The 23,904-nt window shown below is 70.7% G+C and carries 20 protein-coding genes and 1 pseudogene; 8 read left to right on the top strand and 13 right to left on the bottom strand.

The window, feature by feature from the left end; all coding sequences use genetic code 11:
* Positions 1 to 668 precede the first annotated feature (668 nt).
* Positions 669 to 2,132: an integrase core domain-containing protein gene (locus AB0D08_RS27725; protein WP_359892601.1), complete on the bottom strand. Its 1,464-nt coding sequence runs from the start codon at positions 2,130 to 2,132 to the stop codon at positions 669 to 671.
* Between the two features lie 160 nt (positions 2,133 to 2,292).
* Positions 2,293 to 2,574, bottom strand: a complete 282-nt coding sequence (locus AB0D08_RS27730) for a helix-turn-helix domain-containing protein (protein ID WP_359892604.1) — start codon at positions 2,572 to 2,574, stop codon at positions 2,293 to 2,295.
* A gap of 465 nt (positions 2,575 to 3,039) precedes the next feature.
* Between AB0D08_RS27730 and AB0D08_RS27735 the strand changes: the two genes are divergently transcribed.
* Both AB0D08_RS27735 and AB0D08_RS27740 read left to right on the top strand, forming a co-directional pair.
* Positions 3,040 to 3,174 (top strand): hypothetical protein, encoded by a 135-nt coding sequence (locus tag AB0D08_RS27735; protein ID WP_359892606.1) that lies wholly within the window; start codon positions 3,040 to 3,042, stop codon positions 3,172 to 3,174.
* 60 nt (positions 3,175 to 3,234) lie between these two features.
* The gene (locus tag AB0D08_RS27740; protein ID WP_359892608.1) at positions 3,235 to 3,741 is read left to right on the top strand and encodes a hypothetical protein; all 507 of its coding nucleotides are present in this window, start codon (positions 3,235 to 3,237) and stop codon (positions 3,739 to 3,741) included.
* 115 nt (positions 3,742 to 3,856) lie between these two features.
* Here AB0D08_RS27740 and AB0D08_RS27745 read toward each other — a convergent pair.
* The 5 genes from AB0D08_RS27745 to AB0D08_RS27765 all read right to left on the bottom strand — a co-directional run bounded on the left by AB0D08_RS27745 (position 3,857) and on the right by AB0D08_RS27765 (position 10,230).
* A protein-coding gene (locus AB0D08_RS27745; protein ID WP_359892611.1) for an IS5 family transposase occupies positions 3,857 to 4,721 on the bottom strand; the annotation gives its coding sequence in 2 pieces (ribosomal slippage) (positions 3,857 to 3,883 and positions 3,885 to 4,721; 864 coding nt in all).
* 4 nt (positions 4,722 to 4,725) lie between these two features.
* Complete coding sequence (locus AB0D08_RS27750) at positions 4,726 to 6,258, bottom strand: bifunctional 3-(3-hydroxy-phenyl)propionate/3-hydroxycinnamic acid hydroxylase (RefSeq protein WP_359892614.1); 1,533 nt, start codon at positions 6,256 to 6,258, stop codon at positions 4,726 to 4,728.
* A complete protein-coding gene (locus AB0D08_RS27755; RefSeq protein ID WP_359892616.1) occupies positions 6,255 to 8,150 on the bottom strand; it encodes an acyl-CoA synthetase in 1,896 nt (631 codons plus the stop codon). Before AB0D08_RS27755 ends, AB0D08_RS27750 begins: the two co-directional genes overlap by 4 nt.
* On the bottom strand, positions 8,147 to 9,088 hold the full coding sequence (locus AB0D08_RS27760; protein ID WP_359892617.1) for a fumarylacetoacetate hydrolase family protein: 942 nt from the start codon (positions 9,086 to 9,088) through the stop codon (positions 8,147 to 8,149). Before AB0D08_RS27760 ends, AB0D08_RS27755 begins: the two co-directional genes overlap by 4 nt.
* Complete coding sequence (locus tag AB0D08_RS27765; protein ID WP_359892619.1) at positions 9,085 to 10,230, bottom strand: VOC family protein; 1,146 nt, start codon at positions 10,228 to 10,230, stop codon at positions 9,085 to 9,087. The genes AB0D08_RS27760 and AB0D08_RS27765 overlap by 4 nt, the downstream gene beginning before the upstream one ends.
* Positions 10,231 to 10,371: 141 nt before the next feature.
* Here AB0D08_RS27765 and AB0D08_RS27770 point away from each other — a divergent pair, with 141 nt between their 5' ends.
* The 5 genes from AB0D08_RS27770 to AB0D08_RS27790 all read left to right on the top strand — a co-directional run bounded on the left by AB0D08_RS27770 (position 10,372) and on the right by AB0D08_RS27790 (position 15,303).
* Positions 10,372 to 11,019 (top strand): TetR/AcrR family transcriptional regulator, encoded by a 648-nt coding sequence (locus AB0D08_RS27770; RefSeq protein WP_359892622.1) that lies wholly within the window; start codon positions 10,372 to 10,374, stop codon positions 11,017 to 11,019.
* Positions 11,020 to 11,168: 149 nt separating this feature from the next.
* A complete protein-coding gene (locus AB0D08_RS27775) occupies positions 11,169 to 12,815 on the top strand; it encodes an MFS transporter (RefSeq protein ID WP_359892625.1) in 1,647 nt (548 codons plus the stop codon).
* A 31-nt stretch (positions 12,816 to 12,846) separates the two neighbouring features.
* Positions 12,847 to 13,569, top strand: coding sequence for a DUF2993 domain-containing protein (locus AB0D08_RS27780; protein ID WP_359892664.1), 723 nt, complete (start codon positions 12,847 to 12,849; stop codon positions 13,567 to 13,569).
* 364 nt (positions 13,570 to 13,933) lie between these two features.
* Positions 13,934 to 14,770, top strand: a complete 837-nt coding sequence (locus tag AB0D08_RS27785) for an MFS transporter (RefSeq protein WP_359892628.1) — start codon at positions 13,934 to 13,936, stop codon at positions 14,768 to 14,770.
* Entirely contained in the window at positions 14,767 to 15,303 is a 537-nt protein-coding gene (locus AB0D08_RS27790; RefSeq protein WP_359892630.1) for a hypothetical protein, read from the top strand. Before AB0D08_RS27785 ends, AB0D08_RS27790 begins: the two co-directional genes overlap by 4 nt.
* Before the next feature lie 284 nt (positions 15,304 to 15,587).
* Here AB0D08_RS27790 and AB0D08_RS27795 read toward each other — a convergent pair.
* From AB0D08_RS27795 to AB0D08_RS27805, 3 genes and pseudogenes are all read right to left on the bottom strand, one after another.
* Positions 15,588 to 16,722: pseudogene (locus tag AB0D08_RS27795) on the bottom strand (IS630 family transposase).
* Positions 16,723 to 17,021: 299 nt separating this feature from the next.
* A complete protein-coding gene (locus AB0D08_RS27800) occupies positions 17,022 to 17,837 on the bottom strand; it encodes a class I SAM-dependent methyltransferase (RefSeq protein WP_359892667.1) in 816 nt (271 codons plus the stop codon).
* Between the two features lie 882 nt (positions 17,838 to 18,719).
* Entirely contained in the window at positions 18,720 to 19,367 is a 648-nt protein-coding gene (locus AB0D08_RS27805) for a choice-of-anchor C family protein (RefSeq protein ID WP_359892632.1), read from the bottom strand.
* Positions 19,368 to 20,459: 1,092 nt separating this feature from the next.
* Between AB0D08_RS27805 and AB0D08_RS27810 the strand changes: the two genes are divergently transcribed.
* Positions 20,460 to 20,759 carry a WhiB family transcriptional regulator gene (locus AB0D08_RS27810; RefSeq protein WP_359892634.1) on the top strand — a complete coding sequence of 100 codons (300 nt, stop codon included), beginning with the start codon at positions 20,460 to 20,462 and terminating at the stop codon, positions 20,757 to 20,759.
* 465 nt (positions 20,760 to 21,224) lie between these two features.
* Here the strand turns inward: AB0D08_RS27810 and AB0D08_RS27815 are convergent, their stop codons facing one another.
* The 3 genes from AB0D08_RS27815 to AB0D08_RS27825 all read right to left on the bottom strand — a co-directional run bounded on the left by AB0D08_RS27815 (position 21,225) and on the right by AB0D08_RS27825 (position 23,575).
* Positions 21,225 to 21,521 carry a DUF3303 family protein gene (locus AB0D08_RS27815; protein ID WP_359892637.1) on the bottom strand — a complete coding sequence of 99 codons (297 nt, stop codon included), beginning with the start codon at positions 21,519 to 21,521 and terminating at the stop codon, positions 21,225 to 21,227.
* Between the two features lie 726 nt (positions 21,522 to 22,247).
* Complete coding sequence (locus AB0D08_RS27820; protein ID WP_359892639.1) at positions 22,248 to 23,435, bottom strand: methyltransferase domain-containing protein; 1,188 nt, start codon at positions 23,433 to 23,435, stop codon at positions 22,248 to 22,250.
* Complete coding sequence (locus AB0D08_RS27825) at positions 23,432 to 23,575, bottom strand: hypothetical protein (RefSeq protein WP_359892641.1); 144 nt, start codon at positions 23,573 to 23,575, stop codon at positions 23,432 to 23,434. The genes AB0D08_RS27820 and AB0D08_RS27825 overlap by 4 nt, the downstream gene beginning before the upstream one ends.
* Positions 23,576 to 23,904 lie beyond the last annotated feature (329 nt).

Raw genomic sequence — 23,904 nt, forward strand, 5'->3', positions numbered from 1 at the left:
AGCTACCTCGCAGGCCTCCACCTCCGCGCCTCGATGATCTGGATAGACGACCTCGCGCGACCGCTCAACTGATCACAACATCACACAGGCCCTAGGCCAGCCGCTCGGGCGATCCGACGTTCAGATCTCCGATGGCGTCGGTCTCACCACCCGGCGCCGATCCACTGGCCGCTTTGGCCACCCACCCGCCACCAGCGGCGCGTGTGCACCCTGGCATGCGGCGGCGTATCTCGCAGCCTCCGGCAGCGCGTGCACGCCGTCCGCGATGTCCGGCTCCCAGGCCGCCTCGTTTGGCGGCATTCAGCGATTCGTTCGAGGCGATTTGGTCAGTATCAAGGTGACAGTGCCTCGACGAGTGGCCTCCTGCGAGGTAGTTGTCGCTGTGAGCCGGTGTCGAGGTACTGGGTAAATCGTGCGCAGGGTCTAGGGGACGGCTCGGGAGCGGGGCCTCCAGTTCCGGGGACGCTGTGGGGACGGGGTGACGCGGAGTACGGTGAAAGGTGATGGACGCAGGCGGCCGCCATATTCGGGCATTACATGCCAAAGTGGAGCCGGGTGGGTCCACGTATATGACGGTAGAACATATTTTCGCAACTGGGGGTCAAGGGGTTGCAGGTTCAAATCCTGTCGTCCCGACGTTAAAGTCGCAGGTCAAATGGCCTGGAAGCCTAGAGCTTCCAGGCCCTTTCCTGTCTGTCTGTGAGGTCCGGGGAGATGCTTGACGCTTCCGTCCTGGGACTTGCTTGACGGTGTCTCGGAAGATGGCTGACGGTTCCACGTGATGCTTGTCGGTCAGCGGGAGTCGGCGACGTAGCGGGTGACGGGACCACCTTTGCGGGGGTGGGTGGAGATCTCGACGTCGCCGTCGAGGACTCGGAAGCAGGTCTCCTCGATGACCACGGTGACGGTCTGCCGGCGTGCGCGACGCCGGGGCGGAGCTTCTGCCCGGCGACTGCGAAGGTGCCGTCTGCTCCGACCCGCCGGATGGCCCTCCGCGGTTGGGACGGAGGCGGCGGCAACGGGGTCGTGGAGACCCGGGCGCCGGTGAGTTTCGCGCGCCGCTGGAGTGGGATCGGGGCTGGGAGCGTCTGGACCAGGACTCCGGCGTGGATCACATACATCAGGCTGCCGTCGAATCGCAGCGTGACCTGCTTGCCGGCCAGGTCGGAGCCGAGGGCGACGGGCGTCTGGCCGAGCGAGACCGCACCGTCCTTCGTCGCCTTCCGGTCGACCTCGACAACGGTCGCGGGCGCCAGCGCCTTGTCCGGCCTGATGCCGCCCTGGGGCTCCGGCCCCGCGAGTCGACCGCCCCGCAGGAGCACCCACTGCAGATCGGCGTCGGTGAAGGTCATCGAACGCGTGCGGATCAGTTGTCCGTCCAGCAGGACGTGGACGGTGCGGTGACTGAGCCAGACCGTGACGGTCCGGCCGGCCAGGGTCGGGCTGAACTTCAGGCTCTGTCCCTGGGGCAGCATCACGTGCCGGCCGGGGCCGATCACGCCCTCGAACTCCACGGCCTGGACAGGAGCGTTCTCCTCCGACGAGCGAGGCGGCGGAAGGACCGGCAGCCGGACGGGCTCGGTCGGGGCCGGCGTCGGCGCGGGTGAGACCGCGCCAGCGGGTGCCGAGACCGCGACCGGAAGAGCGTGCGGGCGGAAGACCTGTGCCGGGGTGGCCATGTCGAGTGACTGGTGCGGTCGGGTGTGGTTGTAGGCGTGGACCCAGGCGTCGATCGCGGCCTGGGCGGCGGCCGCGTCGGTGAAGGGGCCGGAGTGGTCGAGCATCTCGCGGCGCAGGGTCTTGTGGAACCGTTCGATCTTGCCGGTCGTGGTCGGTGATCGGGGCTTGGTCAGCCGCTGGTTGATGCCGTTCTCCCGGCAGACCCGCTCGAACATGACCTCGACGGGCAGGGGTTTGGAGTAGCGGCCGGTGAACTGCTTGCCGTTGTCGGTCAGCGCCTCCGACGGGACGCCGAAGCGCCGCATGGCCTCGAGGAAGACCTGGCAGACCGCCCGGCCGGGCCGCTGGATCACCACCGCGGCGATCACAATGTAGCGGGAATGGTCGTCGATGCCGGTGACGAGCTTGCACTCGCGCCCATCGGCGAGGGAGACCCCGCCCATCAGGTCCATCTATGGGTGCGTCGCGCTGCCACCGCTTGTAGACGCGGCGGTGCACCTGGACCTGGTGGGTGACCAGGCCGTTGCGGACCAGGATGCGGTGCACGGTCGAGCGGCCAGGCGCATCCGCGATTCCGCGTTCGGCCAGCTCGTGGGCGATGCGGCGGGCGCCCTACCTCGGATGGGACTGCCGCAGCTGGCAGACCACAACCTCGACGTCGACAGGCACCCGCGACGGCGAGTTGTGCGGCCGGCGCGACCGGTCCCTCAGTCCGCCCCGCCCGCCCTCGCGGAACCTCCGCAGCCACGTGTGCAGCGACTGTCGCGAGGTCCCGTACCGGCGGGCGACCTCGACCACCGGGGCGCCGTCCAGGACCTCCGCCACCGCGCGGAACCGGTGCTCGACCGTCCAGTCCTCATCGCCCGCCTCGACAGGCTCCGGTATCTCGCCCATGCCGGTTCAACGAGCCGAGCCCGTCAAGGATGTGACCGGACCGCCAAAAATCTCCCGCGACCGTCAAGGAGGACCGGGGACAACCACGTCAAGCAAGTCCTGGGACTCCACATGACGCCTGTTGTCCGGGGACGGTCCGGGGACGCGATGACTGCCGCCTGGACGTCTACGCAGGTCAATGCGCGTCTACGGTCGTCCACGCGGGTGGCTCGGACGCTGTGGGTGGAGCCCAGGGCATGTGAGTGGTTTGCCGTCGATGAGGCTCGGAACTGGCAGGACGATCAACGGGCGACAACTGCCTGACGCAACGTCGCTTCTATGATCCGCGTAGAGGAAGGGCCGGAGGCTCGCAGCCGGCAGTGGGTCGGTTCACGCGGGGGTGCGGCGGGGGACGAAGCCCGAGGGCGGGTGATGTCAGGGGGCGGCCGATGATGTTCGGGCATTGGGATGAGTGGTAGGTATGGGATGGCCACCCGCGGCGCCGGCGGCCCGCCATCGGCGCTCGCGATGGTGTTCAAGCTCGTCGAGGCCGCCCAGGCCCGATGGCGCGCGATCACCGTTGCCCACCTCGTCGAACGCCCCAAAAACGTCGCGGCATGAACGTGCTCAGCTGACACACTGAGGCCGAGGCGCAGAACCGCACGGAGGACCCGGACGCCCATGCTGAACCCACTCGACGCTCCAGACACGGTGTCAGCCGCAGCTGAACCGCTCGAGGAACTGCTCGACGACTGCAACTGGGGGGTGTCGTCCATAGGCCTGTTCAATGTGGTCCCAGTAGCTGGGGTGACACCCGGTCATGACTGGCTGAAGGATCTCGCTCAAGCCGCGTGCCACCTGGGGGCCAGTGGACACCAAGCAGGAACGTCGGTCGTCCCGTTCGATTCACCTGGGGCCTGGCGGGACATATTCCGCCGACAGGTGATCGACGGGTTCATGCAGTCTGCCCAGAGGTTCTCGGACCCCAACGTGCGCACGCCCGCTGAAATCCGGGGTGCAGGCGAACTCGCCGATAGCGTCGCCGACCTCATCGAAGCACATCTGGGGCCTGTCCGAAGCGCCGGCGACGTCAGCGGCCCGTACCTGGGCGACGACATATGGTGCCGCAACCTGCTGTTGGTTACCAACAACTGGGCCACCATCCTGCATCTCGGGTTTTCCGACTGACCGCGCACGTCCCCGTCAACTGCGGCCGCCGCCGGCGGGCACGGCTGTGGTCGGTGCTGCTGCCGGCGTTGCCGGTGGGAGTCTCGGCGACCGTCATGGTGCTGCCCACGGACACCTAGAGCCTGTCTGACAAATAATCAGCCGGCGGGTTCTCGCAGCCACAAGACCAGAGCGGCTATGACAATCCCAGCTCGGTAGCGTTCGGCGAGCTTGTCGAACCTCGTCGCGATGGCACGGAACTGCTTGAGACGGGCGAAGCATCGTTCGACTACGTTGCGGGTGCGGTAGATGTTCTTGTCGAAGGCGGGTGGGCGACCGCCTTTGTCCCCACGACGTCGCCGGTTGGCCATCTGGTCGCGGCGTTCGGGGATCGCGGCAGCGATGCCCCGGCGCCGCAGCAAGTGGCGTATCGCCCAGCTGGAATACGCTTTGTCGCCCAGTAGCCGTGCCGGTGTCGTGCGAGGTCGGCCCGTCACGGCACGCGGGATGCGGATGTTGTCGAGGACCTGGCTGAAAGCTGTAGCGTCGTTGATGTTGCCCGGCGTGAGCACGATGGACAGTGGAAGGCCGCGGCCGTCGACGGCGAGGTGAATCTTGGTGGTGAGGCCTCCACGGGAGCGGCCGAGAGCCTGGCGCATCTGCGAATGGCCTGGATCTTCCAGCGTGCCCCCGTCTGCGGCCCTCCTTTTGCAGGCGCCGACCGAGTGCTGGTGGGCTCGGTTGATGGTGGAGTCGACAGAAACGGTCCAGTCCACCCGGCGCACCGCGTCGTAGCGAATCTGGAGGTATTCCAGCAACGTCGCCCATGGCCCGTACCGTTCGGGGAGATCGCGCCAGGGAGCCCCGGTCCGCCGCCGCCACAGCACACCATTGACCACTTGGCGGTGATCACGCCATGGACGGCCACGGCCGCCCCGCTTCGGCAACAGAGGCCCGATCCGCTCCCACGCCGCGTCCGTCAACTCGCCTCGCCCTGACACGGAATCACCCCCGGACGCGCCCGTAGGAGCTCGATGCGGGCAGCAGCTGGCCCAGGGCCTCCGGGTCGGATGCGGTGCGTTGGACGGTGCCGTCGGGGCGGACCAGCGCCGCTGCGGTGCGGCCCTGGCCGAGCCAGCGGTGCAGGGCGGTGCCGGGCGAGGCGGTGACCAGGACACCGCCTCGGTCATGGATTTCGGAGCGCAGCGCGGGGGTGACGGGTGCGGAGGTGACCAGCGCGTAGCGGCCTGCGGCGAGGTCGTCGAAGCGTCGGCCGTCCGGCAACGGTGCGTTGGGGCACAGGCGTCCCGCGAGGCCGAGACCGAGCCGTCCGCGGTCGACCAGGGCCGAGCGGTGCAGCGCCGGGGTTCGGCTGTCGAGGATGCGGTTGCTCAGGCCTGGGAGCCGGTGCAGATGGGGCGCGAGGATGCGGCGCAACCTGCTGCCGGTGTGCCCGCCGGCGGTCATGGCGGTGCCGACCAGCTTGGCCAGGTTGATCATCGAGCGGGCGTGGGGTTTGCGTTCGGTCTCGTAGCTGTCCAGCACGTGTTCGGGGAGGTGGCCGTCGAGGACGGCGGCGAGTTTCCAGGTGAGGTTGGCGGCGTCGCGCAGGCCGGCGCCCATGCCCTGTCCTATGAAGGGCGGGGTGAGGTGGGCGGCGTCGCCGAGCAGGAAGACGCGCTGCCCACGCCAGCGGTCGGCGATCTGGGCGCGGAAGGTGTACTCGGCGGTGCGCACGATCTCCAGCGCGTCTGCGGGAAGGTCGCCGGTCCAGGGCCGGACGAGGGGGTGCAGGCGGGTCATGTCGTGGTAGTCGTCGGCGCTTTCACCGGGTAGGAGCTGGAACTCCCAGCGGTGGCGGCGTGCGCCGATGCGCATGTAGGTGGCCGCACGCACAGGGTCGCAGACCTGGTGCACGCCTTCCCACTGGTGCAGGTCGGCGTCGGTGGCGATGTCGACGACCAGCCAGCGTTGGGTGAAGGCCAGGTCGTGCATGGTGGAGCCGGTAGCCCTGCGGGTCAGGCTGTTGGCGCCGTCGCAGCCGAGCACGTACCCGGCGGTCACGGTGTCGGCCTCGCCGGTGGTCCGGTCGGTGAACCGTACCCGCGCCGGGCCGCGGTCGGACTGCTCGATCGCGGTGACGTCCACGTTGCCGCGCAGGGTGACGGTCGGGTGCCGTTCGAGGTTGGCGCGCAGCAGCTCCTCCAGTTGGGGCTGGTCGAACATGTTGGCCTCGGGGTGGCCGTGGCGGCCGAGGCCGGAGCCGCGCCGGAACTCGGCCAGCAGCCGCAGGTCGCGGCCCAGGAGCCGCAGGCCGTGGGCGGGGCGGGAGATCGCGGCGAACTCCTCGGCAATGCCCAGGCGGGCGAGCAGCCGGTAGACCTCGTCGTCGAGGTGGACCGCCCGCGGCAGCGGGTAGACCGACTCCCAGCGGTCCAGCACGAGGGTCTCGATGCCGTACTGGCCCAGCAGGGTCGCCGCCGTCAGCCCGGTGGGGCCGGCGCCGATGACGACCACCGGGACGGTGTCGGCGGTCATGACTCCACCGGGCCGGGCGTCGCCTGGGACCACGTCCAGCGCAGGGCGTACTGGTCGAGGACCGCGCTGATGGCCTCGCGGTCACCGGCACCGGGGGTGACGGACACGAGGACGGATCCGTCCTCGACCGCCGCGTCGACCTCCACGTCGCGGCCGTGGCCGGCCAGGGCCTCTGCGACAGCCAGCCGGGTGGCGTCGGCCCGCAAGGCGGGCTTGTAGGGCTTGCCGACATCGGTCACCGGCAGCGCGGCGAGGACGGTGACGGACTTCGGTGCGGCCGCACGTTCCGGGACGCGCTCGGCGGCCCACCGGCGGAGCTCGTCCTCGGTCACGTCCGCGTCCGGGGCGAGGGTCACGTACGCCACCGGGACCTCGCCCGCGTGCGGGTCCGGGCGTCCGACCGCGCCGGCGCCGGTGACGTGCGGGTGGGCGAGCAGCGCGTCCTCGATGACGGCCGGGTCGATGTTGTGGCCGCCGCGGATGATCAGGTCCTTTGCGCGGCCGGCCAGCTGGACGAACCCGTCGGCGTCGAGCCGGGCCAGGTCGCCGGTGTCGAGCCAGCCGTCCACGAGCTTGCCGAGGCCGTCGAGGACCGGACGGCCCCGGGAGTCGCGGCCGGTGACGTAGCCGGCGAACACGGTCGGGCCGGCGATCGCCAGCAGGCCGGTCTGCCCGGCGGGCAGCTCCACCCCAGAATCCGGGTGGACGACCTTCACCCGCTGGTAGGGCATGCGCTGCCCGACCGCGCCGGGGCGTGGCGCGTCGGGGAAACTGCGGGCGCTGGCACAGGTGGCCTCGGTCAGGCCGTAGCCCTCGACCAGCGTCACCCCGGTGCGGGCCTCGAATGCGGCGCGCACGGCCTCGGGCAGCGGCGACGCGCCGACCATGGCGTACCGCAGGCTGCTGATGTCCGCCGTGCCGACCGGGCACTGGGCGAGCACCTGGTAGACGGTCGGCACGGCGCTCATGGCCGCGATGCCGTAGTGCTCGACGATCGACCAGAACTCCCCGTACAGGGCGGGTTCGCGGTAGCCGAGCGGGCCCGCCCACACCACCTGCTGGCCCTTGAACAGCGGCGCCAGCAGCGTGACCACCAAGGCGTTGACGTGGAACAGCGGCAGCGCGGCGAAGACGACGGCGTCGCTGTCGAGCAGCGAGTTCGCGGCGATCATCCAGGCGTTGGCGACCTCGCCTCGGTGGGTGTGTGCGGCGAGCTTCGGGGTGCCGGTGGTGCCGCCGGTGTGGAAGAACGCGGCCAGGTCGCCAGGCCGGGGTGGTTCTCCCGTGAAGGCGGACGCGTCCTCGGCCCGGGCCAGGTCGGCGAGGTGGGCGATGAGCACCCCGTCGATCTGCGGCAGCGGTTCGGGATCGCCGGCTGCCGCCGTGGGCGGAAGCACCAGGACCGCGTCGAGCCCTTCGGCCAGTTCGGGCAGCTTCGCCCAGACGTCCGGCGCCAGCTCAGGCCCCGCGGAGACGAGGACCCGGGCGCCGGAGCGCCGCAGCAGCTCGGCCAGGTGCGCGGGGGCGAGAGAGCCGTTGAGCGGCGCGGCGATGCCGGCGAGCTGCGCGGCGAGTGTCGCGGGGATCAGTTCGGCGCAGTTGGGGGCCATCAGTGCCACCGCGTCGCCGCGTCCCACGCCGAGTCGGTGCAGCAGGTTGGCGTAGCGGTGCACCCGCTCCAGCAGATAGGCGAAGGTCAGTCGCGTCGGCTCGCGCCACCGGGCGGCCTCGGGCAGCACCGTCAGGGCGGTGCGGTCCGGCCACCTGCCCGCCGCGCGCACGAGCAGGTCGTACGTCGAACCGGGCAGACCCCGTGCCTGGAGCGGGACGGCCTCGATCGGAGCCAGGTCGTCGGGGCCGCAGTAGCGAGGCCACAGCAGGTCCTCGGTCATCGCGCGTACCTCACCGTCGTGCGCTGGCGACCGAGGTCGAGAGCGCCGTCGTCGGTGGCGACGGCGGCCTCCACCAGGTCGCCGTCCCGCAGGTACTTCGGGCTCTTGGCCTGGGCCTTGAAGAACAGCCGCCACTTGGTCGCGGCCGGCAACAGCGAGCCGAGGATCTCGACCGGCTTGGGCGGCGCGCTGAGCGCGGTGCCGACCGGAGTGCCGGTGAGCAGCAGATCACCGGGGTCCAACCGCTGGAAACCGCTGAGTGCCCTCAGGGCTTCGAGCGGCCGGTAGATCATGTCGGCGGCGGGCATGTCCTGCCGCAGCTCGCCGTTGACCCACAGGCGCAGCCGCAGTTCCGCGAACCGGTCGAGGTCGCCCTCCTCCAGCAGCACCAGCACCGGTCCGGTGGGGGTGAAGGTGGGATAGGACTTGGCCTCGTAGAACTGGGTCTTGGGCAGCTGCAGGTCCCGGGCGGAGATGTCGTTGGTGACCACGAGGGCGGCGACGTGGTCGGCGAGGTTCGCGGCGGTGACCTCGGTGCCGACCGGGAGCGGTGCGCCGATGACGAGGCCGATCTCCACCTCGTAGTCGAGGAGCCGGACGTGGGCGGGCTTGACGATGTTCTCGTATGGGCCGCTGATCGACCCGGAGGCCTTGCGGAAGAAGGTGAGTGGGACGTTCTTCGGGTCGAGTCCCGCGTCGGCCGCGTGCGAGGCGAAGTTCGTCATCTGGGCGACGACCCGGCGCCCTGGGGTGATGGGGGAGAGCACCGCGAGGTCGGCGACCGGCACGCCGGGGCCGGTGCTGTTCACGGCGGCGGTGACGGCGCCCCGGTCGGCCAGCAGTTCGGCGGTGGTGGCGGCTGCGGTCTGCACCCGGACGGCGCGCTGCTCGCGGAGGGCGTACCAGCCGTCGGTGGTGCGCAGGACGTTGACGCTCATCGGTTCATCGCTTTCATCAGGCCCAGGAGACGGCCGGGGTCGATCTCGTTGTCGGCTCGCAGGGCGCGCACCACCTCGCGGATCAGGGCGGGGGTGGGGTTGGCGCCGAGGAAGTCGCGGGTGGCGGGCGGGCCCCACTGGGCCAGGCCGGACGCGGACATCGGGGCCCAGCCGGGTTCCAGGTCGCAGGAGAACAGGTCGCCGTCGGCGAAGTGCTCGACCATCAGCTTGTCCGGGTCGCGCCAGTAGTCGAAGAGCTGGCTGCCCTGGATGTGCCGGCCGATGCCCCAGCTGCGCTTGTAGCCGCGCTCGGCGAGGTACTGCCCGCCGGCGGCGATCGCGTCGAGGTCGGTGACCTGGTAGGCGGAGTGGACGTAGCCGGTGCGCGGGCCCAGGTGCATGGCGAGGGTGTGGTGGTCGACCGGGACGGTGCCCTGGTCGCAGCGGATGAACGCCATCGTGGGGCCGCGGTCGCGCCGGCCGTCCAGGAACAGGAAGTCGCTGACGATCAGGCCCAGGGTCTCCAGGTACCAGTCCAGGGCCCGGGTGAACCTCGGTGTCTCCAGGACCAGGTGGCCGAGCCGCTGGATGCGGGCCGGTTCGCGCGGCGGGCGCTGGGTGGCGTTGGTCCGGGCCCGGCTGCCGCCGAAGTTGAGCAGGAGCGGGGGCTGTTCGGGCAGGGCCGGCAGCTGCTCGGTGCCGTGGACGACGCGGACCGGGAAACCGGACGGGTCAATCAGGTCCACGACCTGCCCGCCGCCGAAGTCCCCGAGGTCGCGGACCGGCCGGCCGGTGGCTCGGGCCAGGCGGTCCAGATCCGCACGCTCGGCGGCCCGGAACACCGGCCCGAGGAACCGGGAGGCGCGCCCCTGGCGCAGCACCACGCACGCCGAACCGGGCAGCGTGCCGCGCAGGTACAGCGCCTGGCCGATGCGCGCGGCGACGGCGAAGCCGAAGTCGCGGGCGAACACCTCGGCGCGGGACAGGTCCGGCTTCTCGAACTCCAGCCAGGCCAGGTCCGCCACCTTGATCACGGGCTGCCGGGCACGGCCCGGGTGCTCCCCGCGCAGCGCCCCGTGCTCGCTGTGCAGGTCCTGGTGGGCGGTGGCGGGCCCGGGCGGGCGGGCTCGTTCGTTCGACATGTGTGGGCTCCGTCAGGGATGGCAAACGGACATGCTTCTGATGGAAATCTCTTAACTGATATAAGCATCAGTCTTGGCCGTGCGATCGTCAAGGGTTCAAGTGATGGAGTCATCAGATCTGAATGTGCCTAGACTGGCGGTATGCCGAACCAGCTCGACACCACCGACGGCCCCGCCAGTGCCAACCGCTTCGAGCGCCGCCGTGCGCGTACCCGCCAGGCGCTGATCGCCGCCGCGCGGCAGATCCTCGCCGAGACCGGCGAGACCTCGGCCAGCATCCAGGACATCGCCGAGCGCGCCGACGTGGGCTTCGGCACCTTCTACAACCACTTCGAGACCAAGAACGACCTCTTCGACGCCGCGGTCGGCGACGCCCTGGAGGAGTACGGCCAGCTGCTCGACAGCGTCACCGAAGGCATCGACGACCCGGCCGCGGTCTTCGCCGCCAGCGTCCGCCTCACCCTGCGGCTGGCCGCCTCGCACCCCGAGATCACCCAGATCCTGCGCCTGCGCGGCCTGCCGCACATCAACGCCACCACCGGGCTCGGGCCGCGCGCCCTGCGCGACCTGGAAATCGGCAAGGCGTCCGGCCGCTTCACGTTCGAAGACCCGCTCGTGGCCCTGTCAGCGGTCGGCGGCGCGCTGATCGGCCTGCTCCAGCTCAACTCGGCGCGAGATCTCGATGCGGAGGCCGGCGAGCACATGGCCGAGATGATCCTGCGCATGCTCGGGCTCCCCGCCGACGAGGCCCGCGAGATCGCCACCCACCCCCTGCCCGACCTCCCCTGACCCCGGCCCGCCGGCCGCACGCCCACCCAGACCCCCGCCCCGTTCCACGGCGCGGGGGTCTACTGCATCCCCCGGCCCTGCAGGCCCGCCCGTACATCGCGACTGATGATTTGGTCGTAACTGATAAGAGCATCAGTTACGATGGGGGCATGACGATGCTCGAGAGCAGCAACTCCCCCGTCCGAACAGGCCATGGCGGCCAGAGCGGCGTGCTCTTCGCCATGTGCCTGTCCCTCGTCCTGGTCGTGGCCTCGGTCTCCGCGCTGAACCTCGCGCTGCCGAACCTCGCCGTGGAACTGGGCGCCACCAACTCGGCGCTGACCTGGATCGCCGACGGCTATACCGTGGCCCTGGCCGCGCTGGTCCTGCCGCTGGGCGCGCTCGGTGACCGGATCGGGCGCCGCAAGGTCCTGATCGCCGGGAACGTCGTCTTCGGCGCCGCCGCGGCCCTCGCGGCCTGCTCCTCCTCCACTTCACACCTGATCGTGTGCCGGGTGGTGATGGGCCTGGGCGCGGCCATGATCATGCCGGGGACGCTGTCGACGATCACCGCGGTCCTCCCCGAGGACCGGAAGGACCGCGGGGTCGCGATCTGGTCCGGCTTCGCCGCGGCCGGGGCCATCATCGGCATGCTCGCCGCCGGCGGCCTGCTGGAGCAGTTCTCCTGGAAGTCGATCTTCTGGGCCAGCGCCGCCACCGCGCTGGTGTGCGCGCTCGCCGCGCTGCTGCTGGCCCCGGAGACCCGCAGCTCGGTGCGGGAGCGTTTCGACTTCCCCGGGTCGGTGACCACCGCGCTGGCGGTGGGGGCGCTGGTCTACGGGATCATCGAGGGCAACGACCGGGGCTGGACCCGCCCGGAGGTCCTCGCCGCGTTCGCGGTCGCCCTGGTGGCGTTGGCCGCGTACGTTTTGCTGGGCCTGCGCAGCCGCCACCCGCTGCTGGACCCGCGCCTGTTCAAACTGCGCGGCTTCGGCGCGGGCACGCTGGCGATCATGGTGCAGTTCATGGCCGTCTTCGGGTTCTTCTTCGTCGGTCTGCAGTTCCTCCAGCTGATCCTCGGCTACAGCCCGCTGCACAGCGCGGTCGCACTGATACCGGTCGCGGCCGTCGTCCTGCCCACCTCAGTGGTCACACCGCGGCTGGCCACACTCCTGGGCGTCAAGGCGGTCATGCCCGCGGGCCTGCTGTGCCTGGCCGGCGGCATGTTCTGGCTGACCCGCCTGCACGCCGACAGCGGCTACCTACCCTTCCTCGGCGCCCTGGTCCTCGCTGGGGCCGGTATCGGCCTGACCAGTGCCACCGGCACCAGCTCCATCGTCGACTCTCTCGGCCCCGACAGTCAGGGAGTGGCCTCGGCCATGAACGACACCGCCCGCGAGGTCGGCTCCGCGATCGGCATCGCGCTGATGGGCTCGGTGTTCTCCAGCCACTACCGCTCCGCACTGCCCGACGACCTGTCCCGCCTGCCCGCCCAGGCCGCCGAGACCGTGCACCACTCCGCCGCCGGCGGGCTCGAAGTCGCGGCCCACCTCGGTGCCCAGGGGCCCGCGCTGGCCGCCGCCGTCCGCGACGCCTTCATGTCCGGCTTCACCTCGTCGATGGAAGTCATCGCAGCGATTCTGGCGGTCGCCGCCATCGCCTGCGCCGCGATCGCACCGCGCCCCGGCCCGAAGGCCCGGGCCACAGCCGCGCAGCCTCACTGGTCCGCCGAGCCCGAGGCCGCCACAAGGCAGCAGCCCACAGCCCTGGGCCGGGACGCGGAGGTGCTCAACGCGTCCACCGCCGACCGGCCGTAGCGGCCAAGAACAAGGAGTCCCCGTGCACGCCATGTCCCTCGCAGCGGCGCGCTGCCACCCGGTCCTCGCCGCCGCGGCGGCCCTCGCTGCCCTCGCGCTCGGTGTGACCGGGGCCGACCGTGCAGTTGCCCAGTACGTCCAGCACCGCACGGCCGATGCCTTCCAGCAGGCCACCGGCACCCCCCGGGCGCCCCAGGTCACCATCGACGGTTTCCCCGTCCTGACCCAGGCCGTCGCCGGACGCCTGAACCACATCGGCATCACCGCCCAAGGCATACCCGCCGACCCCGCCGACGGCCGACTGCCCGTCACCCGCCTCGACCTCGACCTCACCGGCGTGCGGCAGTCAGGCGACGAGCAGGCGGCCCATGCCGACTCCGCCAAGGCCGGCGCCTTCCTGTCCTACGACGACCTCTCCAGCGCCCTTGGCCTCGGCGTCACCGCCGGCGACCGGCCCGGCTACGTCGACGCGCAGGTCCTCCTGCCCCTGGTCGGGGCAAGCACCATCACCGCCAAGATCTCCGCAGGCGCCGCCAACACCATCGTCTTCACCGACCTCCACCCGGTGTCCGGCGGCCTGCCCGACGCCGGGACGCAACTGCTCGCGAAGATCTTCGACCAACCGATCCCCCTGCACAACATCCCCCAGGGCCTCCACCTCAACGCCCTCCTGACAGGCGCGGGCGGCCTGCAAGCCCAGCTCGCCGGCGACAACGTCACCTTCCGAACCGGCGCACCCGCCGCCGGCGCATGACGTCGCCAGGCCATCACGGCCCCAGGCCCGAACCCCACGGGCCCCGCGCCCCGAAACGGTGACAGCAGGCCAGGACGCGCCCCGTCGTGCCTGACTTCATCGAAGTTGATGCTCTCATCGGAAATCGAGGCTCGCTGCCTCACCACCGACCGGCCACCCTTCCAAGGGACGTGACCCACATGACGACCTCTCCCAGCACCCCCCTCCAGACATCCGAGGAGGCCGCCGGAGGCCGGGCCGGCCACCGCGGCGTCCTGTTCTCCATGTGCCTGGCCCTCGTCCTGGTGGTCGCCTCCGTCTCGGCCCTCAACCTGGGCCTGCCCGACCTCGCCGTGGACCTGTCCGCCACCAACGCCTCACTCACATGGATCGCCGACGCCTACACCGTCGCCCTTGCCGCACTTGTCCTGCCCTCGGCGCGATCGGCGACCGCATCGGCCGACGCCACGTCCTGGTCGCCGGCACCGTCGTCTTCGGCGCCGCCTCCCTCGCGGCATCCTTCTCCGACACCACCACCCATCTGATCGTGTGGCGGATCGTCATGGGCATCGGTGCGGCCATGATCATGCCCGGCACCCTGTCCACCATCACCGCCGCCTTCCCGCCTGAGCAGCGCGCCAAAGGCGTCGCGGTGTGGTCCGGCTTCGCCGCGGCCGGCGCCATCATCGGCATGCTCGCCGCAGGCGCCCTGCTGGAGCAGTTCTCCTGGTGCTCCATCTTCGTCGCCAGCGCCATCACCGCCCTGGTCGCAGGCGCTGCCGCGGCAACCCTGGCCCCCAACACCCAGGACCCGCACCCCCACCGGCCCGACGTCATCGGCGCAACCTGCACCGCCGTCGCCATCGGCTGCCTGGTGTTCGCCATCGTCGAGGGCAACGAGCAGGGCTGGACCGAACCCCTCGTCCTCGCCGCCCTGGCCGTCACCGTCGTCGGCTTCGCCGCCTACGCCTTCTTCGGGCTGCGCAACGACCAACCACTCCTCGACCCGCACCTGTTCGGCATCCCCGGATTCCGCGCCGGTGCCGTCACCGTGCTGGTCCAGTTCATGGCCGTCTTCGGGTTCTTCTTCGTCGGCCTGCAGTACCTCCAGCTCATCCTGGGCTACAGCCCCCTGAAAGCCGCCGTCGCCCTCGTCCCCGTCGCCGTCGTCGTCCTGCCCACCTCCCACATCACCCCCACCTCGTCACCCGGCTCGGCATGAAGGCCGTGATGGCCGCCGGCCTGACCCTGCTCAGCGGCGGTCTGTTCGCCATCTCCCGCGTCCACGCCGACTCCGGATACCTGCCCTTCCTCGGCGGCCTGGTCCTGTGCGGCCTCGGCATCGGACTCACCGGAGCCGCCGGAACCGCCGGAACCGCCGCCATCACCGGATCCCTTGGCCGCGGTCAGCAAGGCGTGGCCTCCGCGATGAACGACACAACCCGCGAAGTCGGCTCCGCCATCGGCATCGCCCTCATGGGCTCCGTCTACGGCAGCCACTACCGCGACGCCCTGCCCTCCAGCATCGACCAACTCCCGCCCCAAGCCGCCGACTCCGTCCACGACTCTGCAGCAGCCGGCCTGCAGGTGGCCCAACAGGCCGGCCCCCAGGGCCCCGCCCTGACGCAGGCCGTCCAGGACGCATTCATCAGCGGGCTGTCGGCTTCCCTCATCGTCGTCGCCGTCATCGTGCTCGCCGCAGCCATCGGCTGCCTCTTCCGCGCCCCCCGCCAAGCCCCCAACGCCGATTCCTGACCGCCGAGCACGGGCCGTCCCGGAAACGCCAGTCGCCAACCGAGACTCCGTAACGTGATCTCCCTGAACAGCAGGGCCGTAGCAACCCTGCTCCGAGCGGTTAGCGAGCGGACACATCTACCGCGAACACACGAACGGTGCTCCGCGCTCTCAAGCAGCTCCGACCCGGCGCAACCCAATCGACAAACTCACCGACCGCTACCACACCGCAGTCGTCCTGGCTCGATGCTCCTACTCCGTGGATACACAAGGTGATGGTTTGTCAGACAGGCTCTAGTGCCGTATCAGGCAACGTTTGCCCTGGTGACGACCTCGCGTAGGCGCTCGTCGGCGGCGTGCTTGTTCCGCCAGACGATGTAGCGGCGGATCATGCTGCCCTGGGCCTTGTGGCTGGGATGGTCGGTGCCGTCGAGGGCGAAGTAGCGCAGGGCGGTGAACTGGGCCTCGATCCGGTTGAGCCAGGAGCTGTTGGTCGGGGTGTAGGCGATCTCCACGTTGTTCGCCGCCGCCCACGTGCCGACCCGTTGGCACCGCTTCGTCGTCAGGTGCGGGGAGTAGTTGTCGAGCACGATCGCGATCCGAACTTCCATCGGGTGCAGGGACCGGAGGTAGCGGCAGAACTCCAGGAACTTGGAGCGGTTCTTGGTCTTCTTGATGTGGCCGTAGAGCTGGTCCTTGGCGAGGTCGTAGGCGGCGAACAGGTGCCGGACGCCGTGTGGGCGGGTGTAGGTAGCCCGCCGCCGGGGTCTGGCTTTCGCGGTCGGGGTCCTTGTGCTTTCCGCCGCGCTCCGCCCACTGCCGGCCGGGGTGAGGCTGGAGGTTGAGCGGGCCGAACTCGTCCAGGCAGAAGATGACTTCGGGCTCGCCTTCTTCGGGGATGACCTCGCCGTCGGCGATCGGGTAGAGATGCTCGACGCGGGCCTTCCTGGCCGCGTAGTCCGGATCGCGCGAGGTCTTCCAGGGCTTCACGCGTTGAAACGACACGCCCTCCTCGCGGAGCAGAACCCGAAGGCCCTCGTGGCTGATGTCGTCGACCACCCCCTCGGCGACCAGGAAGTCGGCCAGCTTGGCCAGGCTCCAGGTCGAGAGCGGCAGGCCGTGCTCGGCCGGCTTGGACTTGGCGATCTTCTTGATCTCCCGGCACTCCGGCAGTGTGAATGTCTTCGGCCGACCGCCCCGGTATTTCGGGTAGAGCGAGTCGAAGCCGTCGGCGTTGAAGTTGTGGATCACGTCACGGACCCGGTCCGCACTGGTGAACGTCACCTCGGCGATCTTCGCCACGGGCATGCGCTGGGCGGACAGGAGTACCATCTGGGCCCGCCGCCAGGTCACCACTGACCTGGTGCCCCTGCGGATGATCCGCAGCAGTCGTCTGCCCTCATTGTCATCGATCTCACGGACCTGCACGCGTTCAGCCACGTGATCATTCTGACGGTCCAGTACCGCCCGACACAGCAAGCGGGCAACACGTCACGACGGGGCGAACGTTGCCTGATGCGGCACTAGCGAGCGTCCGCCGCAGCCGCGGCCGCACAGCAACCCGCGGACTGTTGCTGCGCCGGGGCGCTCCGTCCGGCCGGCGGCGGCGATCCGGGTGGCCCGCGCTGTCGGGGCGGCGGTGACTGACGGGGAGCTGTCCGGCCGTGTCTCTGTCACCTTCCCTGAGTGACTGTCGGATCCAGGCCATGTCGCGTCCGATGAAGGAGCGGGAGGCCGCCCTACCGGCGGACCGCCGAGATCAGTCCGCCGGGCCGCTCCTCGCGCTGCGGAGGGGTGCTGATCGGGCGGCCGTAGGCGGAGGCGCACTCGCGCAGAGTGTGGCTGCTGGCCTCCCAGCCATGCCCCGCCAGCCAGTCCACCGGGTCGTCGGGCATCTCCGAAACCCACATGGACGCAGCCGAGCCCTGCACGGCGTCTGCGCCGAAACGCTCGATCACGCCGCGCGAGCCCAAGGTCAGCCCCATCCGACTGCCTGCCGCCGACTGTGCGCCGATCCGAGCCAGCAGCAGCTCCACCGCGTCCTCGGGCAGATAGATGAGCAGTCCCTCGGCGATCCACACGGTCGGCACCGCCGGGTCGTGGCCTGCGGCGGCCAAGGCGGCCGGCCAGTCCTCACGCAGATCGACCGCGACGGTGATCCGCTCGCAGCGTGCGACGGCCCGCTCCTCGCGCAGCACTGAAGCCTTGAAGTCCAGGGGCGCGGCGGTGTCGACCTCGAACAGCCGGGTGCCCTCGGGCCAGTCCATCCGGAAGGCCCGGCTGTCCATGCCGGCGCCGAGCAGGACGACCTGCCGCACCCCGGACGCGGAGGCCTGCTGCAACAGGTCGTCGAGGAACTTCGTCCTGATGACGATGGAGAACGACACGGCCAGCCGGCGGCGTCGCGCGGCCTCGTCATCGGGCAGCGGCGGCGAGGAGGGCCACAGGCCGCCGGCGGTGGCGAAGGCGTGTGCCAGTGGGTCGCGGAACAGCGCGTCCTCGCGCTCGGTCTCCAGCGCCCGCACCCTGGCCACGCCCACCGCCGTGGCCCACACTCCCGACGGCTGTACTCGCGCCTGCTCATCAGTCACCGCGCCAGCCTAGACGACCGGGTCCAAGGACCCGGGCCCGCTGGTCGGTGTGACGGTACGTCATTGGGATCAAGGCGGGCCGGGAAGCAGGCGGCGTGGGGGTCACCGGGCCGACGCGCTCGGGCGACGGCCCCGGCGGGGCGGTTGCTCGGATGACGGGGGTCCGCCAGTGGAGCCAGCTGCGGTCGTCGCGTTACCAGCAGGTGCCGTCGGCGTCGGTGAATTGGACCTGCAGCGGGCACGGCACAGCGGCGCGAACTGGCGAGGTCGCCGATCTCGACCTCGATCTGCTCGGCGGCACCGGGCCGACGGCGACGATCATCAGCGGCTCCTCACAGTCCTGCAGGATTGCGTGGGGGGCGGGACGCAGAGCGTGGGTCGTGGACCGGCCTGGAACCGGAGTTGAGGACGATAGCCGTGTGGAGGTGGTGGCCGCCGGACCGACCGCGGCGACGCTCAGGAGCGTCTTGCGTGGTTCCGCGACCGTGCCCGCGCTCGGTGTCCTACCGACTCGTGCGCACAATCACGACGGTGACCACCGATGTCGAGCCCGTCCGACGGATTTGCGGGCTCGGGCCGGACCGCTACGAGCGTGTCCTGTCTCCTCGGCCACTGAGTGCTCTTCCCCCCATCGGTACGCAACCCCGCTCTCGTGCAGCCTTCCCGGCACGGCCCCCCATCGGGTCAGGTCGTCTTCGGGCCTCCACCAGGGAAGTTGACACCAGTTCCTGGCCGCCATCAGTATCCCGCGGTCCGGCCCGTGATCGGCGCGGTCGGGCGGCGGCGCGGGAAGGCTACCGCCGCCCCTCCCAGACCGACGTCAGTTCGCGTCCGGTCCAGGTCGAGTCATCGCGGGGCGGGCGGTGCATGCCGGCACCGCCCGCCCCGTATCGCCCGGCTCGTCAGCCGTTGGTGCAGGTCGGGCAGGGCGTGCAGCGTTCGATGGACGTCGTCGAGGACCGGACCGTAGGAGGTGTTCGGCGTGGTGCTGGCGAAGCCGATGGTGGTGGTGGCGTTGGTGGCCCGGAAGGTGAACTGCCGGTCGACGTACCCCATGTTCGTGGCCGACTTGCCGGTGATGTCGAAGGAGAAGTCCTGGAAGTCCTGCCCGTCGACGAGGGCGCGGCCGGTCCTGATCGTCGGGCCTCCGCCGGGGTTGCCGGCCAGGGCGTAGGTGACGGTGTAGCTCACGCCGGGGACGGTGGTGAACGTCTGGGCCACGGTGCCGGGAGTGGTGCCGTTGAGGTCGACGGACTGGTCTCCCTCCGCCGCCTGCCAGTAGCCGGCGCCGACCAGGTCGACGGTCCCCGCCGTGACCTGCCACGGACCGATGGCCTGCCCGGCGGAAAACTCGGTGAAGGTGCCGGCCGTGACCCTCGGGTACTCGAAGCTGCCGTCGTCGAAGCGGCTGGCGGTCTGCGCCGAGGCCGTGACCCCGAGGCCGGCGAACAGGGCAGAGCTGGCCACGACAACGCAGATGCGCTTGGCAAACATGGATTTTCCTTCCGAGTGGTGACCACCACTCCACAGTGGTGCGTCAACGAAGAAGATAAGTGGATACCCGGGCAGGAAAAAGACCCCAAATGAAGTAGGGATAATAGTATCGATCGAGCTGAATTTGGCCCGGATCCAACGGATGATTACTTCGGAATGTGAGCTCCGGGGAGCAAAGAGGTGCCTTGTGGCCTGGGATGATGCGACTTCTGCCGTTCCATTCGGCAAGTACAGCAAGGCATCTCTCCCGTGCAATCCTTGCCCCCAGTGGTCTTGGCCGCCTTCGAAGACCCGCCACGCGCTGGCCGGGTGCGGCCTGCCGGAACTGATCGGCGAGCGGATACGGCTGCCCGCCACGGTGGACGGCGTGTGCGCGTTCCCGGCCGCGGAGGTCATGGCACTGATGGCCGGGATGGCGGCAGGGGCGGACAGTAGTCGATGACATGGACCGGCTGCGGTACTTCGCGATGGGCCGCATCTCAATGGCGAGCGGTTCAGCAAGTGTCCGAATGCCCCCAACCGTCCACCCGGATGACGCAGCGGCACGGGTCGAACGCTCGTACCCCTTGCGGATCGGGCACCCGAGGCCCTCCACTCGGGTGGCCCCAGTTGCCCGAAAGGGGCCGTCGCGTGTCGACGGGCCGGGAACCTGGGCGGGCTGTGAAGTTTGGGCGGCTCTGGCGAGAGGAGGCTGGTCGTGGCGGTGACCGTGCGAATCGCGCAGCAGGAGGACGCGGACGCGCTGCTGGGGCGGGAGGAACTGGACACACAGGTGTCGGCAGAATGCGATCCAGGCCGGCAGGCGGAGCTGTTCGCGGCCCAGCCCGCCGCACACCACTTCCCACAGTTGATGGCCCGCCAGGTGCGCGACCTGTGCCGCTTCCTCGTCGCCCGCCACGGCGGATTGGCTGCGGCGGTCTGGACGGGGCTGCGAGCGGCCAGGACCTGCTCAAGCGTCCTGTCTGCGCCGCAGCCACTCAAAGGCATGAGAGCGGCCTGTCGCTGTGCTTCGAAGGGCCGTACTGTCGCGTTCCGGGCGGTGCGTAGGGTGGAGAGCGAGGCCGAGACAGGGGAGAGGACGGTGACAGGGTTGTGCTGGAGACCGATTGGACCCGCCGGGGGGCGTGCCTGAGTGCGGATCCGGACGAGCTGTTCACGGACGGCGCGGGGCAGAACCGCGCCAAGATCGTATGCGCCGGATGCCCCGTACGGACCGAATGCCTCGCCCAGGCCCTCGACTCCCGTATAGAGCACGGCATCTGGGGCGGTATGACGGAACGGGAACGCCGGGCCCTGCTCAAGCGCAGGCCCACCGTGGGGTCCTGGCGGAATCTCCTGGAGGCGGCACGCGCCGAACACGAGGGGCGAACCGGGCCAGACGCACATCGGTAGGCCCACACCGGCTGATCCACCCGCACCGCTGTCCGCTCCATCGCCGCTGGACCAGAGCGACCATACACGGAGCAGGCCGGCACGGCGCTGCGGCCCGCGCCCCGCCTGGCGTGGCTGTCTGAGCAGCGCGCCCTCGGGCGACCCCGGCCCTCCTGCCAGGCAGCTTGCGGCGTGCTTCGCGCACTGCCTCGGCCTGACGGAGCGGTGTGAGCGCGCGGTCGCGGAAGGGAACCGGCCGTTCCTGGCCGAGGAGGCGGGGCGCGCAGTGTCGGCCGGGACGAGGTGCCGGCCGCGGCGGCCGCGCTCACCCGCGAGCGGGCCTCGCGGATCTGGAGAGGATCCGCGCCCTCGTTGACCAGTTCCGCCGGCCTGAGCGAGCCCCGCCCGGGGCCGAGCCGATGGCTCTGCCGGACATGCCGGCCTGGGCCATCCCGACGACAGTCTTCTGTCGCCGTGTTCGGGGCCTCAGCTCGATCCGAACTTCTGCAAGCCGGCCTGGACGTCATCGAAGGTCATCACCGGGACGAAGGTCACCTTGGCGCCGAGATCCTGGAAGAACGGCTCGGCGATGGACGGGATGTCCAACGGCTCCTTGAGGTCGAAGACGATGTACCCGGTCCGCTGCCCGTCCAGTGCCCCGAAGTAGGCGGCCTCCGGCTTGATTCGGTCGAAGACCGTCTTCATGGTCGCGGGCAGGCTCTTGCCCGTGATGGCCGTGTTCGCCTTCTCGGTGTCCATCTGGACCGTCAGCAACATCCTCATCGCCAAGCCACCTCTCATCGACATGCCGGCACACGCGTGCCACCAGCCAAGCGTGACCTCGGTACGGCGTCACTGCAGCCGGGATGCGGCATCAGGGTGCAAGCGCGGGAACGGCCCCGAGCCGCAGCTACGTGGCGGGGGATCCGCTCATGGCCTCATGAGCCACCCGCCGCGGATACGTGGTCGGGTCACCGCGGCGGGCCTCGTTCGGGAGGTACTCACCGTCGCCCTGCAGCACGCGACGCCGGCGTCGCGCAGCGCGTCCACCGGCCAGCCGGACTGCTGGTGCGCGGTCACACCGGGGCAGGCCGGGCCCTGCTGCAGGAGCGGCCCGCCCCGGCGCCGGCCCTGCTGCACACCAACCGTCGGCGCCCGGGGCACGGCATCGCGGTCCGCGATGCCGTCGCTCACCCCGACGGTGGGCACCTCGGCGGTGCCTGCCACCCCCGCCCCGTCGCCGCCCAACGGCCCGGATGGCCCCCGCGAGGCGCTGCTGGAGGAAGCCCACGGTCGGCAACTGCGGCGCCCGCGTACGGGAGGTTCGGCCTCGTCTGGATGCCCGGGTCATGGGGGATCCGGATTGGTCGTGGCTGCCGTAGCTGCCTTCGCCGCCGTCCCGGCAGTCGTCCTCGGCGTTGCCGGCGTGGGTGCAGCCGTAGTTGCCAGGGCTGCCGTTGCCGCTGCTGCGCAGGTCGCGGGCTCGCAAACATCTGGCGAAGCCCTGCGCTAGAAGCTCCGGGGCATGTCGAGTGGGTGGTCGGGGGTGTCGAGCCAGGGGTGTTGGCCGGTGGCGTCGACGGTGAGGCCGAAGCGGGTGAAGCCGGGCCGGCCTCGTGCGTCCCACCAGCGCCAGGCGGCCTCGACCTCGTCCCACAGCGAGCGAGGGCCGGCCTGCACGACGTCGTACCGGGCACGGCCGGGCTCCCAGTCGGCGCTGGCCCAGCACCGGGTGTCGGTGGGGTCGTGGAGCCACAGGGTGTAGGTGCCGTCGTCGTAACGCTCGCTGCGCCAGAACGCGCGGGGGACTTGCAGTCCGATCACGAACTGCTCGATCCAGCCGCCGGTGTGGGCGGGGGAGAGTGTCGTGGTGGAGCGTCGGCCGTCGGCCGGCCACGGCCGGCCGTGCAGGTAGGCGTCGAAGGGCGGCCGCACGCCGCGCTGGGAGCGCATGCGCATGAACGCGGACGAGCGGGTGAAGCGGCCCTCGGCGGTGCCGCCCGGGGTGACCGTGAGGCGGGCGACGGCCTCGCCGCCGTACTCGGTGCCCCACGGTACGACGATCAGCCCGCCGGGAACGGTCTGCTCCAGCCACGCCGCGGGGACGTCGGTGACGGAGAACGTCGCGATCACGCGGTCGTACGGCGCGCCGCCGGGGTGTCCGGCGGCGCCGTCCCCGGTCACGCAGTGCGGGTGCAGGCCCTGGGCCGCAAGGCGTTGCCGGGCGGCCTGAGCGAGGTAGGGGTCGACCTCGACGGTGACGACGTGCTCGTCGCCGAGGCGCCAGGTGAGCAGGCCGGCGTTCCAGCCGGCGCCCGTACCGATGTCCAGGACGCGTATCCCGTCGGCCACGTCCAGGTCGGCGAGCATCCCCGCGACCATGTGCGGCATCGACACCGAGGAGCTCGGTACCGTGCCCTGGCTCGGTCCCTGATGTGCGCCGTCGTCCCACTGGAACGTCAGGGGCACGTCCCGGTACACCGCGTCCCGCCAGGCGGTGGGGTCGGTGCGCCGGTCGACGGCCGGGTCCTGCCGGGCGCCGCTCGCCGTGCCCGGCCACACGACGTCGGGGACGAACGCCTCCCTCGGCACGGCCCGGAAGGCCGGCACCCAGTCCTCGGTCAGCGTCCCGTCGGTGACGAGGGCACGGACCAGCCCTTCGGGGCCGGTCCGTGCCCCACTGCCTGTCACGGTCACTTGTGGCCGTCCGCCGGGCCCTGTCCGTCCGAGCTGTTGCCGCCCTCGTCCGAGCCGCCACCGCCGTGCTTGTTGCCCGAGTTGCTGTCGTCCTGCGACCCCGGGCTCCCGTCCCCGGAACCGCCCCCGTGCTTGCCCATGCCGTCTCCTCCCCTGCGGTCGACAACTACCGGGCACCATCCTGCCCGTGATCGGCCGATCACACAGCGGCATCGACGAAGTGTCAGGAACCACCCGCCGCGCATCCTCTGGTCTCGCCCCGATACGCGGCTGTGCCGTCCGGCGGAAAACTGCGCACGCTACACCGCCCGGCGGGCGGTCAACCCCCTCCAGGGGCGGCGGCGACCTGGTCGGGCGTCAGGTCCGCCCGGACAGCTGGTAACAGGCACGTATCCGAAGCACGTCGAATTCTCCGGTACCCCGGTAGGGGTGTTGCCGAGTGAGGCTGGGCGAGGCCGGTTCCTGCAGA

Origin of the sequence: Kitasatospora sp. NPDC048540, assembly GCF_040651175.1 — a bacterium.
Lineage (GTDB): Bacteria > Actinomycetota > Actinomycetes > Streptomycetales > Streptomycetaceae > Kitasatospora.